Annotated in this window: 13 protein-coding genes; 11 read left to right on the forward strand and 2 right to left on the reverse strand. The window is 60.3% G+C overall.

All coding sequences use genetic code 11. The features are described from left to right. Positions 1-30: 30 nt before the first annotated feature. The 8 genes from QTL96_RS12610 (at position 31) to QTL96_RS12645 (ending at position 6,631) form a co-directional block, all read left to right on the forward strand. The gene (locus QTL96_RS12610; protein WP_018896508.1) at positions 31-570 is read left to right on the forward strand and encodes a sigma-70 family RNA polymerase sigma factor; all 540 of its coding nucleotides are present in this window, start codon (positions 31-33) and stop codon (positions 568-570) included. Beyond that, positions 557-1,321, forward strand: a complete 765-nt coding sequence (locus tag QTL96_RS12615; RefSeq protein ID WP_112818763.1) for an anti-sigma factor — start codon at positions 557-559, stop codon at positions 1,319-1,321. The genes QTL96_RS12610 and QTL96_RS12615 overlap by 14 nt, the downstream gene beginning before the upstream one ends. Before the next feature lie 19 nt (positions 1,322-1,340). Next, positions 1,341-2,054 carry a Bax inhibitor-1/YccA family protein gene (locus QTL96_RS12620; RefSeq protein WP_018896506.1) on the forward strand — a complete coding sequence of 238 codons (714 nt, stop codon included), beginning with the start codon at positions 1,341-1,343 and terminating at the stop codon, positions 2,052-2,054. A gap of 255 nt (positions 2,055-2,309) precedes the next feature. Continuing rightward, positions 2,310-3,077 carry a precorrin-6A synthase (deacetylating) gene (cobF, locus tag QTL96_RS12625; protein WP_112818934.1) on the forward strand — a complete coding sequence of 256 codons (768 nt, stop codon included), beginning with the start codon at positions 2,310-2,312 and terminating at the stop codon, positions 3,075-3,077. A gap of 65 nt (positions 3,078-3,142) precedes the next feature. After that, positions 3,143-4,504, forward strand: coding sequence for a precorrin-3B synthase (gene cobG / locus QTL96_RS12630; protein WP_289727875.1), 1,362 nt, complete (start codon positions 3,143-3,145; stop codon positions 4,502-4,504). Between the two features lie 2 nt (positions 4,505-4,506). Then, positions 4,507-5,139: a precorrin-8X methylmutase gene (locus QTL96_RS12635; RefSeq protein WP_289727876.1), complete on the forward strand. Its 633-nt coding sequence runs from the start codon at positions 4,507-4,509 to the stop codon at positions 5,137-5,139. Beyond that, positions 5,136-5,867, forward strand: coding sequence for a precorrin-2 C(20)-methyltransferase (locus QTL96_RS12640; protein WP_289727877.1), 732 nt, complete (start codon positions 5,136-5,138; stop codon positions 5,865-5,867). The genes QTL96_RS12635 and QTL96_RS12640 overlap by 4 nt, the downstream gene beginning before the upstream one ends. Continuing rightward, the gene (locus tag QTL96_RS12645) at positions 5,864-6,631 is read left to right on the forward strand and encodes a precorrin-3B C(17)-methyltransferase (protein ID WP_113198384.1); all 768 of its coding nucleotides are present in this window, start codon (positions 5,864-5,866) and stop codon (positions 6,629-6,631) included. Before QTL96_RS12640 ends, QTL96_RS12645 begins: the two co-directional genes overlap by 4 nt. Here QTL96_RS12645 and QTL96_RS12650 read toward each other — a convergent pair. Next, positions 6,606-7,361 (reverse strand): cobalt-precorrin-6A reductase, encoded by a 756-nt coding sequence (locus QTL96_RS12650; protein ID WP_289727878.1) that lies wholly within the window; start codon positions 7,359-7,361, stop codon positions 6,606-6,608. The two genes, QTL96_RS12645 and QTL96_RS12650, sit on opposite strands and share 26 nt — an antisense overlap. Between QTL96_RS12650 and cbiE the strand changes: the two genes are divergently transcribed. The 3 genes from cbiE (at position 7,360) to QTL96_RS12665 (ending at position 10,772) form a co-directional block, all read left to right on the forward strand. Further along, positions 7,360-8,592, forward strand: coding sequence for a precorrin-6y C5,15-methyltransferase (decarboxylating) subunit CbiE (cbiE, locus tag QTL96_RS12655; protein ID WP_289727879.1), 1,233 nt, complete (start codon positions 7,360-7,362; stop codon positions 8,590-8,592). The genes QTL96_RS12650 and cbiE overlap by 2 nt on opposite strands. A gap of 10 nt (positions 8,593-8,602) precedes the next feature. After that, entirely contained in the window at positions 8,603-9,361 is a 759-nt protein-coding gene (gene cobM / locus QTL96_RS12660; protein WP_112943565.1) for a precorrin-4 C(11)-methyltransferase, read from the forward strand. Positions 9,362-9,983: 622 nt separating this feature from the next. Then, the gene (locus tag QTL96_RS12665; protein ID WP_112943566.1) at positions 9,984-10,772 is read left to right on the forward strand and encodes a response regulator transcription factor; all 789 of its coding nucleotides are present in this window, start codon (positions 9,984-9,986) and stop codon (positions 10,770-10,772) included. 6 nt (positions 10,773-10,778) lie between these two features. Here the strand turns inward: QTL96_RS12665 and QTL96_RS12670 are convergent, their stop codons facing one another. After that, a complete protein-coding gene (locus QTL96_RS12670) occupies positions 10,779-11,789 on the reverse strand; it encodes a sterol desaturase family protein (protein WP_113198381.1) in 1,011 nt (336 codons plus the stop codon). Positions 11,790-12,814: the final 1,025 nt, after the last annotated feature.

The raw sequence follows: 12,814 nt of genomic DNA on the forward strand, positions 1-12,814 counted from the left end.
AAAACAATGCGCGGCTTCGTATACTCAATTATGGAACGGAAAGAACGCCCATTCGATGTCATCGGTCAGCTCGCAGCGCTTCGGCGCTACGCGCGCTCCCTGGTGCGCAACTCGGATGACGCCGAAGATCTGGTCCATGATGCCTTGGTCCGGGCATACGAGAAGAAGCAGAGCTTCCGCAGTGGCGGTAACTTGCGTACGTGGTTGCTCTCGATTGTGCATAACGCTCACATCGACCGCGTCCGACAGGGGCGATCGCTGACACGACGGCACGATGAGGCCGCCGTAGAGGCCGAGCAGTCCTTGCCAGCCGCGCAGGAACATGCCGTGCGTCTGCAGCAGGTGCGCAATGCATTCTTCCGTTTGCCGGAAGAGCAGCGCGAGGCCCTCCATCTCGTGGCGATTGAAGACCTCTCCTATCAGGAAGCTGCTGCAGCGCTCGGCGTTCCGATTGGTACATTGATGTCGCGCATTTCGCGCGCCCGCGCCCACCTGCGCGAAATCGAGGAAGCGACACCGCGTGCACCACATTTGAGGTTAATCGAAGGAGGCGGAAATGAAAGCAGTTGATCCCATTATCGACGCCGATCTCGATGCCTATGTCGATGGCGAACTCGATGTGACCCGCCGCATCCAGGTGGAATCCTATCTTTCCGAGAATCCCGAAACGGCCGCGAAGGTCATGGCCGATCTGAGTATGCGCGGCGAACTGCGCCTGGCGCTCGCTCATGAAGGCGCCTCGGGCCGGGCGGAAACGCGCGATCTTGCGCGCCGTCTCGAGCGCGGACTTGCTTACGGTCGTATCTTCCACGCCATGCAGCGCGTTGCTGCCGTCGGCGTCATGGTGGCGGCCGGCTGGGTAGCGCACACCTCGTTCGGTGCCTTTACCGCAACTGAAGTGGCTGCATCCGTCCCGGCGCCCGCCTATGTCGAGGACGCCGTTCAGGCCTACAAGACAGCCCTGGTGCGCCAGTCCGTCTCGTCGCAGCCGGCGGAAGGCTATAAGCCGGATGAAATTCGCGCTGCAACCGGCATCGTCATGCCGCAGCTTCCGGGTGGCTGGACGATCTCGGACGTACAGATATTCCCGTCCGAATTCGGCCCGAGCGTCGAAATGTCGATCACGGCCGACAAGAAGCAGCTGTCGCTGTTTGCCGTTCGTCCGGGCGTTTTCTCCGTTCAGTCGGTCAACCATATCGCGCTCGATGGCGCCGAGGCAGCCTATTGGCAGATCGGTGACGTCGCCTATGCGCTGGTGACCGCGGATCGCTCCATCTCACTGGATCAGGCAGCCGATGGGCTTGCCCGTACCCTTTACTAGTTCACTCGAGGAGATCTCAATGAACCCAATCAATCAGCAGCGTTACGGTGCGGCCGTTGGCTCGCAAGCCATGTTCGACGAGGGTCTTCGCCAGCACATGCTGCGCGTCTACAACTACATGGGCATCGGTCTTGTCATCACCGGCATCGTCGCGTTCATCGTTGGCTCGACGCCGGCGCTTTATGTGCCGATCTTCCAGTCGCCGCTCAAGTGGGTGGTCATGCTGGCGCCGCTCGCCTTCGTCTTCTTCTTCTCGTTCAAGATCCAGACGATGTCGGCAAGCGCCGCGCAGATGACTTTCTGGGCCTTTTGTGCCGTCATGGGCCTGTCGATGGCTTCGGTGTTCCTGGTCTTCACCGGCACCAGCATCGCACGCACCTTCTTCATCGCCGCCACGATGTTCGGCTCGACCAGCCTCTATGGCTATGTGACCAAGCGTGACCTGTCCCGCATGGGCTCGTTCCTGATGATGGGTCTGATCGGCGTGGTGATCGCCAGCGTGGTCAACATCTTCCTTGGATCGAGCGCTCTGCAGTTTGCGATCTCGGTCATCGGTATCGTTGTCTTCGTCGGCCTGACCGCCTACGACACGCAGAACATCAAGGAGCAGTATTCGGAGAATTACGATCAGGAATCGAACCAGAAGCTTGCCGTCTTCGGCGCTCTGTCGCTCTACCTGAACTTCGTGAACATCTTCCAGTTGCTGCTCAACTTCACGGGCGAGCGCGAATAGTCGAGTTATGGCGCTTCTGGGGGCAAAGGAAGCGCCAGAACGCCCGATCCGCACTCTGTGACAGGATCGTGGATTGGGTGTTCACCATAGGGAAGCGGCCGGGCGCAAGTCCGGCCGCTTTTCTGTTTTGCGCACGGGTGCTGTTGGGCACATCGGCGGGCGTTGCCGCCTGTTGGACTTGGCCATTTGATCCATGCCCTTGCAGCGCCGAACCATGTGCGTCAAAAGCAGGGAGAATTGATCGGGAGAGCCGGCGTGCGCCACATTTATGTCATCGGTATCGGAACGGGAAATCCCGAACACGTCACCATCCAGGCCATCGGCAAGATGAACGCCGCCGACATGATCTTCCTGCCGACGAAAGGCGAGGAGAAGGAGAAGCTTGCTTCCGTTCGCCGCGAGATTTGCGAGCGCTTCGTCGCCAATCCGAAGACCCGGATTGTCGAGTTCGCGATTCCGCACCGCAAGACGGCAGACCGCAGCTATGTCGAAAGCGTCGATGACTGGCATGCGGCACTGGCGCAGATTTTTGTGCGCCTGATCAACGATCTCCCCGACGGCGGCGCTGGCGCCTTTCTCGTCTGGGGCGATCCGAGCCTTTATGATAGCGTGATCCGCATTATCGAGCGGGCAAGGGAACTCGGGACCGTTGATTTCGACTTCAGCGTCATCCCGGGGATCACCAGCATCCAGGCGCTGGCGGCAAGCCACCGCATTCCGATTAACATGGTAGGAAAGCCGGTCGAGATCACGACGGGGCGCCGGCTTGTCGAGCATGGGAACCGGGCGAATAGCACCGTGGTCATGCTAGATGGAGAGCAGGCCTTCTCCAAGATCGAGGATCCGGATGCCGAGATCTTCTGGGGCGCCTATCTCGGTACGGACGATGAGATCGTGCGTTCGGGACGGCTTGGCGATGTCGCCGCGGATATCGTGAAGTTGCGCGCCGAAGCGCGGGCGCGACACGGGTGGATCATGGATATCTACCTGCTGCGCAAGGGTCGCGATTTCGACGATCTGTGACACTGGCAATGGCTTTGCCCCGTGCGTCGCGATCATGCAGGCGCCGGGCGGAAGGAAATGACGAGATGGCACTCGACGAGCGCATCAAGACGGACATTGCAGGCGAAGCCGCGCAAGCCTATGCGCGGCGCGGTGCCTGTCCGACTCTCGCGCGGCCGATGCCGACGGGCGATGGCCTGCTCGCTCGCCTGCGTCCGCAGGGTGGCGTCCTGACGGTTCATCAGTGCGCGCAACTGGCACAAGCCGCCTTGCTGCATGGTAACGGTTTGCTCGAGATCACGGCGCGGGGCAGCCTCCAGATCAGAGGACTTCGGCCGGAGACGGTCGAGCCGTTCGCCGAAGCGGTGTATGCGGCCGGCATCATCGTGTCGCCCAATCCCGTGATCGAGTTGCCGCCGCTGAATGGTGCTGAATTCGGTGACGTCGCGGATGCTGCCGCGATGGAATTGCTGCTGCGGGATCGGCTCGCCGAATATCTGCAGTCGCCGGGGCTTGCGCCGAAGCTGTCGATCATCGTCGATGGCGGTGGGCGCTTTGATTTGGCTGATGTCACGGCGGATGTCAGGCTGTTGGCCCTTTCGGCGGAAGAGTGGCTGGTCGCCATTGCTGGGTATGGTGCCAGCGCTCGTCCGGTTGCCGTCGGCACTGCCGATGAAGCGATCGAGGCGGTCGGTGATGTCCTCAAGCTGCTGCTTTCGATCGGCTGGCAGAAACGTTGCCGCGATATCGATCCGGAGCGATTGGTATCTGTCTTCCCGGATATGCACGCCATTTCGCGCCATCCGCGCGCGGGCGAGACGCCATCGGTTGGCATCCCTGCAATGGAAAACTGTACGGCGGTGATCGGTCTCAAGCCGCGTTTCGGGCAAATACACGCGAACGACCTTCTGGCGTTTCTGACGTTCGTCGAAAGCCATGATGTGACGAACATCCGACCGGCGCCCGATCGCGGCCTTTTCATAACAGGATTGAACAAAGAGAGCGCGGCGGCAGTGCGGCTATCGGCGAAGCGCTTCGGTCTATCCGCCGATAGCGACGATCTCTCATCGCGCATCGCCACTTGTGCCGGTGCAGGCGCTTGCGCGTCGAGCTTCTACGCCACCAAGGCATTAGCGGAGACGCTGATCGAGCGGTGTCCGGAGGCGTTGGATGGCTCGCTCGACCTGCATTTGTCCGGCTGCGCCAAGGGCTGCGCCCACCCACGCCGTGCTCTGACCATCTCGGGAGCCGCAGACGGCTACCATCTTGTCCTCGATGGCCTAGCGTCGGATGCGCCTGATGCACAGATTGCTGGTAGTGACATCAATTCCGCTATAGAGAGGCTTTCCCGTCTCATCAAAAGTGAAAGACAAGCTGGCGAATCTGCTAGGGCCTGTCTCGACAGGGTGGGGACGGCCACGATTACGCGAGCACTGCGACAGGACTAGGAATGCCAGACTACGATTACATCCACAGCGGTGACGCCATCTATGAACGGTCGTTCGCGATTATCCGCAGCGAGGCCGATTTGTCGCGGTTCTCCGCCGAGGAGGCCGACGTTGCCGTGCGCATGATCCATGCCTGTGGATTGGTTGAAGCCGCCGAGCATTTCGTGTTCGCGCCGCATTTCGTCAGCGCCGCGCGCGCGGCGCTCCATGCCGGCGCGCCGATCTTCTGCGACGCCGAAATGGTGGCGCACGGCGTGACCCGCACCAGGCTTCCCGCAAAGAACGATGTCCTCTGCACCTTGCACGATCCGCGCACCGCAGAATTGGCGAAGGAAACGGGAAACACACGTTCGGCCGCCGCCCTTCATCTCTGGAAGGATCGTCTTGCCGGCAGTGTCGTTGCCATCGGCAATGCGCCGACTGCGCTCTTCCACTTGCTTGAGTTCATGCGCGATGGCGCGCCGAAGCCGGCGGCGATCATCGGCATGCCTGTCGGCTTCGTTGGTGCGGCGGAATCCAAGGATGCCTTGGCTGAGAATTCCTACGGCGTTCCCTATGCGATCGTGCGCGGACGGCTTGGTGGCAGCGCCATGACGGCAGCGGCCGTCAACGCCTTGGCGAGGCCTGGTCTATGAGCTGCGCCGGTCGTCTAATCGGCGTTGGCACTGGTCCCGGCGATCCGGAACTGCTCACCGTCAAGGCCGTCAAGGCAATCGAAGCGGCCGATGTGATTGCCTATTTCGCCAAGCGCGGCAGAAGCGGCAACGGCAGGGCGATCGTCGAGCACCTGATCGGGCAGGACGCGGTTATGCTGCCGCTCTACTATCCGGTGACCACCGAGATCGAAAAGAACGAAACCGAATACCGGCGACAGATCACCGATTTCTACGAGGAGTCGGCGGCGGCTGTCGCCGCGCATCTCGACGCTGGCCGAACCGTGGCCGTCCTCAGCGAGGGCGATCCGCTGTTTTATGGCTCCTACATGCACCTGCATGTACGCCTCGCCAACCGCTATCCTACCGAGGTCATCCCCGGCATCAGTGCGATGTCCGGCTGTTGGTCTCTCGCCGGCATCCCGATCGTGCAGGGCGACGACGTATTGTCGGTTCTGCCCGGGACGATGGCCGAGCAGGAGCTCGAGCGCCGTCTATCCGATACGCAAGCCGCGGTAATCATGAAGGTGGGGCGCAACCTACCAAAGATCCGCCGCGCGCTGCAGGCATCGGGAAGGCTTGCCGAAGCGGTCTACGTCGAGCGCGGCACCATGGCCAACGCGGCAATAGTCAAGCTCGCCGACCGGCCGGAAGGCGATGCGCCTTACTTTTCGTTGGTCCTCGTTCCCGGATGGGAGAGCAACCGATGAGCGGGCAGCTTTTCGTTATTGGCACCGGTCCGGGGAATCCAGATCAAATGACGCCGGAGGCGCATGCAGCCGTTTCGAAGGCCACGGTCTTTTTCGGCTACGGCCCCTATCTCGATCGCCTGAATTTGCGGGCCGACCAGACGCGTCAAGCCTCGGACAATCGCGAGGAACTGGATCGCGCGAGCGCCGCGTTGCGGGCCGCGTCCGAGGGCGCGGTCGTCTGCGTTGTCTCTGGTGGCGATCCTGGCGTATTCGCCATGGCGGCTGCGGTCTGCGAGGCGGTCGACAATGGTCCAGACGCGTGGCGGGATGTCGATCTCGTTATCCTCCCGGGTATCACCGCTATGCTGGCAGTCGCCGCCCGTGTCGGCGCCCCGCTTGGCCATGATTTTTGCGCGATCTCGCTCTCCGATAATCTGAAGCCCTGGGCGACGATCGAAAAGCGTCTGACCGCAGCAGCCGAAGGCGGCTTTGTGATCGCGCTTTATAATCCGATCAGCAAGGCGCGCCCCTGGCAGCTCGGCAAGGCGTTCGAATTGCTGCGCGAAAAGCTGCCCCGCTCGACACCAGTTATCTTCGGCCGCGCCGCTGGACGGCCCGATGAGCGTATTTCCGTTCAGCCGCTCGATGTCGCGGATGCCGCGACGGCCGATATGGCGACATGCGTGATCATTGGGTCGGCGGAGACGAAGATCATCGAACGCAAGGGCCGGGCTGATCTCATCTATACCCCTCGCTTCAGCCCGGGGGCAGCAGGTGATTGATCATCGACAAGGCCTCGTCGACAGTGGCGACCGTGGAGATGGCGGGCGCTTCTGCGCGGCCGATCATGATCACCTCGATACCGAGCGCGCGCGCCGCGGCGATCTTGGCATAGGTGGCCGAGCCGCCGCTGTTCTTGGTGATGACGACATCGATGCGGTGCTCCCGCAGCAGCGCGACCTCGCGTTCGACATCGAAGGGTCCGCGATCGAGAAGATAATGTGCATGGGGAAGCTGGGGTTGCAGATCGACCGGGTCGACGCTTCGGATAAGATAGTGGTGCTGCGGGGCGGCATCCGCCCTATGCGCTTCCTGACGACCGATGGCGAGAAACGCGCGGCGCGGCGCACTGCCGATTTGCGCGATCGCGTCCTGGACACTCGCGGCATGCCGCCAGCGGTCGCCCGCCTCGGCCTGCCAGGGCGCGCGACGAAGGCAGAAGGCTGGAAGACCGCTTATTGCGGCAGCTTCCGCGGCGTTTTGCGAGATGCGCGCGGCAAAGGGATGCGTGGCATCGATCAGCAGGTCGAATTTTTCGTCACGCAGAAAGCTCGCGAGCCCCTCCGCGCCGCCAAATCCGCCGACGCGGGTGGGCAGGGACTGCGGAGCGGGTTTTTCGGTCCTGCCAGCGAGAGACAGCAGGGCATCGTAGCGCGGTTGAGCGGCAAAAGCCTTGGCGAGCGCGCTTGCCTCGGTCGTGCCGCCAAGCATCAGAATGCGGATTTTGCTCATGGCTGATATGTCTTCCGCTCCCGGCCAACCTTGGCTGACTATTATCGGCATCGGCGAGGATGGTCCAGCAGGGCTCGGCGATGAAGCCAAGCGGCTGATCGCCGCTGCCTCCGTCGTCTTCGGCGGCGCTCGCCATCAAGCGCTGGTGGCCGGTCTCATTCAGGGCGAATGCCTTACGTGGGAAAGCCCGTTCGAGCGTTCGGTGGCTGCGATCATCGCGCGACGTGGCTCGCCTGTCGTCGTGCTCGCCTCGGGTGATCCGTTTCTCTATGGTGTCGGCGCCACACTGTCGCGGAGCGTTGATGCCACGGAGATGCGTACGATACCGGCGCCGTCATCCTTCAGCCTTGCTGCTTCGCGGTTGGGTTGGCCATTGCAGGAAGTTTCTAGCGTTTCGCTGCATGGGCGTTCGCTCGATCTCATACGTCCTCATCTGCATCACGGCCGGCGCATCATCGCGCTGACCTCGGATCAGGAGACGCCGACGCAGCTCGCGGCTTTGCTCGTGGCCAATGGTTTTGGCCGGTCGCGGCTGCATGTGCTGGAAGCGCTTGGCGGCGCGCGTGAACGCGTCAGGACCTGCCAAGCCGATGCATTTGACATTAAGGACATCGATCCGCTGAACGTCTGCGCCATCGATATCGTGGCCGGCAAGGGTGCGCGCGTGTTGGCCTTTGCGCCCGGCCTCGACGATGCGCTCTTCGAGCATGATGGCCAGATTACCAAGCGCGAGATCCGGGCATTGACGCTGTCGACGCTGGCGCCTCGCCATGGCGAACTGCTGTGGGATATCGGCGCCGGCTCCGGCTCGATCGGCATCGAGTGGATGCTGTGTGACCCGTCGCTTCGGGCCATTGCCATCGAGCAATCTAGCGAGCGGGCGCAGCGCATTGCGCGCAATGCGGCCGCCTTTGGCGTGCCGGGGCTTGCGGTCGTGCAAGGCGCAGCACCACAGGCGTTGCAGTCGCTGCCCGAACCCGACGTCGTCTTCGTCGGTGGCGGGGGAAGCGAGGATGGGGTAATGGAGGAGGCGATCGCGACGCTGAAAAGCGGCGGCCGACTGGTCGCCAATGCCGTGACGCTCGAGATGGATGCGAAATTGCTGGCTTTGCGCGCCAGCCTAGGCGGGTCGTTGACCCGCATCGATATTTCCCGCGCCGGTGCGATCGGCGCGATGACGGGCTGGCGCCCGGCAATGCCCGTCACGCAGTGGCACTGGGTCAAGAATTGAGGACAAGGATATGACCGTTCATTTCATCGGCGCTGGCCCGGGTGCCGCGGATCTCATCACCGTGCGCGGCCGCGACCTCATCGGAAAATGCCGCGTTTGCCTCTATGCGGGTTCGATCGTTTCGCCAGATCTTCTCGCCTATTGCCCGCCGGGAGCGCGGATCGTCGATACCGCCCCCATGTCGCTCGATGAGATTGAGGCCGAATATCTGCGTGCCGCCAATGCTGGCGAGGATGTTGCGCGCCTGCATTCGGGCGACCTCTCGGTCTGGAGTGCAGTCGCCGAACAGGTCCGCCGCCTTGAGAAGCATGGCATTGCCTACACGATGACACCAGGCGTGCCGTCCTTTGCCGCAGCGGCGGCCGCGCTCGGGCGCGAACTCACCATCCCCGAGGTCGCGCAGAGCCTGGTTCTGACCCGCGTATCGGGGAGGGCGTCGCCGATGCCTGATGGCGAGACCCTGACGCGGTTTGGCGCCACAGGCGCTACGCTTGCCATCCACCTCGCCATTCATGCTTTGGACCGGGTTGTCAGCGATCTTTCGCCGCTCTACGGGGCCGAATGCCCCGTCGCCATCGTCGTAAAGGCGAGCTGGCAGGATGAGCGGATCGTGCGCGGGACGCTCGGCGATATCGAGGCCAAGGTGGCCGCGCAGCCGATCGAGCGGACGGCGATCATCTTTGTCGGCCCATCCTTGTCATCGACCGATTTTCGCGAAAGCTCTCTTTATGATGCGACCTATCAGCGTCGCTTCAGAGGCCGACAGTAAAAAAACCGCGAGACTTAGGCGTTCGAGCCGCGCAATTGCCCGGCCGTGTGTCTGCGCGTCCGATGATCGGCGCGCGGCGAGGCGTAATGTTATCCACAGCGCCCAATATCGTCGAAGATCGCCCTGACATCCGCGCCTCAAGGGTAAACGAGGGATTAACCAATTGGATTAGCTTAGTTTCGTGATCCCGTTACAGAGGAGTTGCTACAGTATTTACTAGGGATGATGTTGCTTCGTCTATGTCAGAACAGTACGGACTTTGGCACTATACCCTGAGGCGAAAACACAAACGATTATTATCGTTAAGAAACGGTATTTCTAAAGAATAAATGCCGTACGCTTCTTGGTTGAGGTTTTTGCTTCGGAGTAAAAAATAATTCCTGTTTTCATCTTTTGGCGGTACAAATTTATATACTGCGCATTTTTAATCTAACGCTGACGAAATATTTTGTATTGATTGTCACTACTGATGTATGTAGGTTCTTAATAAAGTAGAAACCACACGCGATAAGTGATCCAAAACGGATAAACTACTTTACTGACTTAATACACGCCGATGTCCCCCGAGTATTGCATTTCGTTGCGAATGGTCACCTCTAACACTATTGAGTATGAGGCTAGTATGAATTACGTACCTTCGGAATTTGAAAGCGGACGCACGCCTGTCAACAGACTTCAGGCCGTTGCCGTGGCACCCAGAGCTCTCAGCGAACTGGGCGAAGTAAAGGTTATCGGCGAGGACCGGTGCTTGCTGATTATCGACGGCAGAACACTCGAGCGCGAATGCCTCGCGACGACGTTGACGCAGAACGGTCTTGGCATGAAGGCCTGCGCGGTGGGCTCGGTGGCGGAATGGCGGCGAAAGAAAGATGCAACGCAGCGCGTCAAGGCGGTCCTGCTGAACATCACCGGCCGTGCGTCGAGCGATGGCGCTCTTTATGAAGAGATCGCCAGCATCGCAACCGAACTCGCACCGGCGCCGTTGGTTATCCTTGCGGATGGCGACGATCTCAACCAGACGCTCCGGGCGATCGAGCACGGTGCTCGTGGCTTCATTCCCACCTCTGTGGGTATCGAAGTCTGTGTGGAAGCCATTGGGCTCGCCGTCGCCGGCGGCACCTTCATCGTCGCGGGCAAGACCTTCACGTCGTCGGCTCCTGTCGACAACGCGCCGCGCCAGAAAGAGCTGTCACGCATGTTCACGCTGCGCCAGGCCGAAGTCGTCCAGGCGTTGCGCAAGGGCAAGGCGAACAAAATCATCGCCTATGAACTAAATCTGCGCGAAAGCACCGTCAAAGTTCACATTCGCAACATCATGAAGAAGCTGAAGGCAACCAACCGTACTGAGGTCGCCTACAAGCTGAACGATCTGTTCCAGTCCGACTCGCGCTGGAACGCATCGGCGGACTAAGCCAGGCTAGGCGGTGCCATCCGTGCTGAGCGGATCGTTCTCGCTGATGGCGCCTGACGGGTTCCGCGATCCTTCATCACCTGTTCTTATCTCTTGGCCGTCGGGGTGTACCCGGCGGCCAAGAATTTGTCGGTAGCCCTTCTTCGAAAAGGGCTGGAACAGCTGGCCAATAAAGTTGTCGGCGACACGACCGCTGATGCCGATATCCGTTGGCGGGCGACGGTCGGGATTGAAATAGGTGCCGAACAGTTGATCCCACAAAACCAGGTTCTCGCCGTAGTTCGTATTGCCCTCTGCCAATACGCGCGAGTGATGCCAGCGATGCAGGCCCGGCGTACTGAAGACCAGGTCGAGCGGGCCCGTCCGCACGTCGATATTGCAGTGGGTGAGAAGGCCGATGAAGGCCGTCACGGCGCCAATCCATAAAAACACCGGCAGCGGCGCGCCCAGGAGATAGAGCGGAAGCTGGCTGAGTGCGATCTTGAACAGCGAGTCCATGAAATGGAACCGGCCGGTATTCACGACCCACAGTCGCTCGACACTGTGATGAAGGGCATGAAAGCGCCATAGCGACAGGATCTCGTGCGCTGCGCGGTGGGCCACGTATAGTCCGAGCTCGGCGATCGCCAATCCAAGAACCACCTGAAGAGCCAGCGGCAAGCTGCCGGGCCACACATCGGGTAAGCTCATGAACAAAGGATGGGCGACGGTCGCGACAGCCATCGGCGCGGTCGCACCCAGCGCGGCGGCCAGCTGAACGCCGCCCTTGCTCAGCAGCGTGTGCGCGACGTCATTAAATGTCTGGCCGTCCCGCTGCAACCATTCCTTTTCGAAAGGAATCACGCGCTCGAAGAGGGCGATCAAGCAGACGATCGCCAGATAGACCGCGTTGAACCACAGCAGCGGCGCTGTGCTCCGAAAGGCGAAACCGGCTCCGACCAGTCCCGCTGAAAACAGCGCTGGCCACAGTATCCATGAAAGCAGAGCATAGGGAATTGATGTGCTCTTGTCGGTCACGTGTTCTCTCCGCCAAAGTTCAATGCTGTTCATTGATACACTACGACTGTGCCTCCTATGCAATATCGCGCGTCTAGGCAACCTCGCGTGCACAGGTCGCGTGGAGCGCGCCCGTACCTTGAGCGTTTGCCGAAGAGAATACCGGTCTTTGTTCCCCGTGCAGCTTCACGGGCTTTGCCGGCGTCATTATCGCCACCGATCCTGACAACTCGCCTAGCCTTGTGCCGACAGTCATCATGGTGTTGGCTGGCTTATGCAGGGCGTGAAGCACAGTGCTTGTTCGTCCGTCAGTCGCGCCAATAGCGCCTACGATCAGATGATGGCGACCGGCTTCCTTCTCGTCATCGTTTGCAGTGTCAATGCAGCGGCCTCGTCTGGACACTTCGACTTGCTATTCATCTGGTCTGAGATCTCGACGGTCAACCTCGTTATCGGCGCGGTCGTTACTGGTTACCCCAGTTTACGCTTGTGGCGGAAGCGCTGTGCGGTTTGCTGGTCGGCGTCTAATTGCCTGATCAGTTCTCACAGAGAACCGTCACCACCCGTCGCCCTATGCGAGCCGATAGAACAGCTTCAAGAACACTTCCGGTTGATATGCTTACGGAATTCTTTATTCAAAGTAATTTCATTGTATTTGCCTGTATATCAAAAGTGATGATGCGACAATACAAATATACCTACCCCTGATATTTGCGCTTGTGCTAGCGATATTGCCGTTGCCGCTTGCGTCAGTCTTCACTGTTTCCGTAATGAATTTTGACTATTGCATCGGTGAATTTTTGCGCTTAGCATCGTACCAAGTTAATAATAAAGTGAACGAGAGCAATATCGTCGAGTGCGGCTTCCTTAGAGTCTAAGTATTGTGTCCGGAAAAATCTTTTTCGGAGGTGTTGTTTGCGTGCTTTCCGGGGGGAGATATGCGAAAGACAATGAGAATCGCCACCTCTCTCGATGGGGGATCAGACGAAAAACGTTATCGCTCACGCTCCGATAGCCCCTTCGTCATCGCGTCTGCCTCCGCTCAC

The sequence above is a fragment of the Rhizobium sp. S163 genome (genome assembly GCF_030380805.1).
Taxonomy (GTDB): domain Bacteria; phylum Pseudomonadota; class Alphaproteobacteria; order Rhizobiales; family Rhizobiaceae; genus Rhizobium.

What these genes read in the sequence shown, in the direction of transcription:
- QTL96_RS12610 (WP_018896508.1), top strand. Translation starts at nt 31, where the DNA reads ATGGAACGGAAAGAACGCCCATTCGATGTCATCGGTCAGCTCGCAGCG.
- QTL96_RS12615 (WP_112818763.1), top strand. Translation starts at nt 557, where the DNA reads ATGAAAGCAGTTGATCCCATTATCGACGCCGATCTCGATGCCTATGTC.
- QTL96_RS12620 (WP_018896506.1), top strand. Translation starts at nt 1,341, where the DNA reads ATGAACCCAATCAATCAGCAGCGTTACGGTGCGGCCGTTGGCTCGCAA.
- cobG (WP_289727875.1), top strand. Translation starts at nt 3,143, where the DNA reads ATGGCACTCGACGAGCGCATCAAGACGGACATTGCAGGCGAAGCCGCG.
- QTL96_RS12635 (WP_289727876.1), top strand. Translation starts at nt 4,507, where the DNA reads ATGCCAGACTACGATTACATCCACAGCGGTGACGCCATCTATGAACGG.
- QTL96_RS12640 (WP_289727877.1), top strand. Translation starts at nt 5,136, where the DNA reads ATGAGCTGCGCCGGTCGTCTAATCGGCGTTGGCACTGGTCCCGGCGAT.
- QTL96_RS12645 (WP_113198384.1), top strand. Translation starts at nt 5,864, where the DNA reads ATGAGCGGGCAGCTTTTCGTTATTGGCACCGGTCCGGGGAATCCAGAT.
- cbiE (WP_289727879.1), top strand. Translation starts at nt 7,360, where the DNA reads ATGGCTGATATGTCTTCCGCTCCCGGCCAACCTTGGCTGACTATTATC.
- QTL96_RS12650 (WP_289727878.1), bottom strand. Translation starts at nt 7,361, where the DNA reads ATGAGCAAAATCCGCATTCTGATGCTTGGCGGCACGACCGAGGCAAGC.
- cobM (WP_112943565.1), top strand. Translation starts at nt 8,603, where the DNA reads ATGACCGTTCATTTCATCGGCGCTGGCCCGGGTGCCGCGGATCTCATC.
- QTL96_RS12665 (WP_112943566.1), top strand. Translation starts at nt 9,984, where the DNA reads ATGAATTACGTACCTTCGGAATTTGAAAGCGGACGCACGCCTGTCAAC.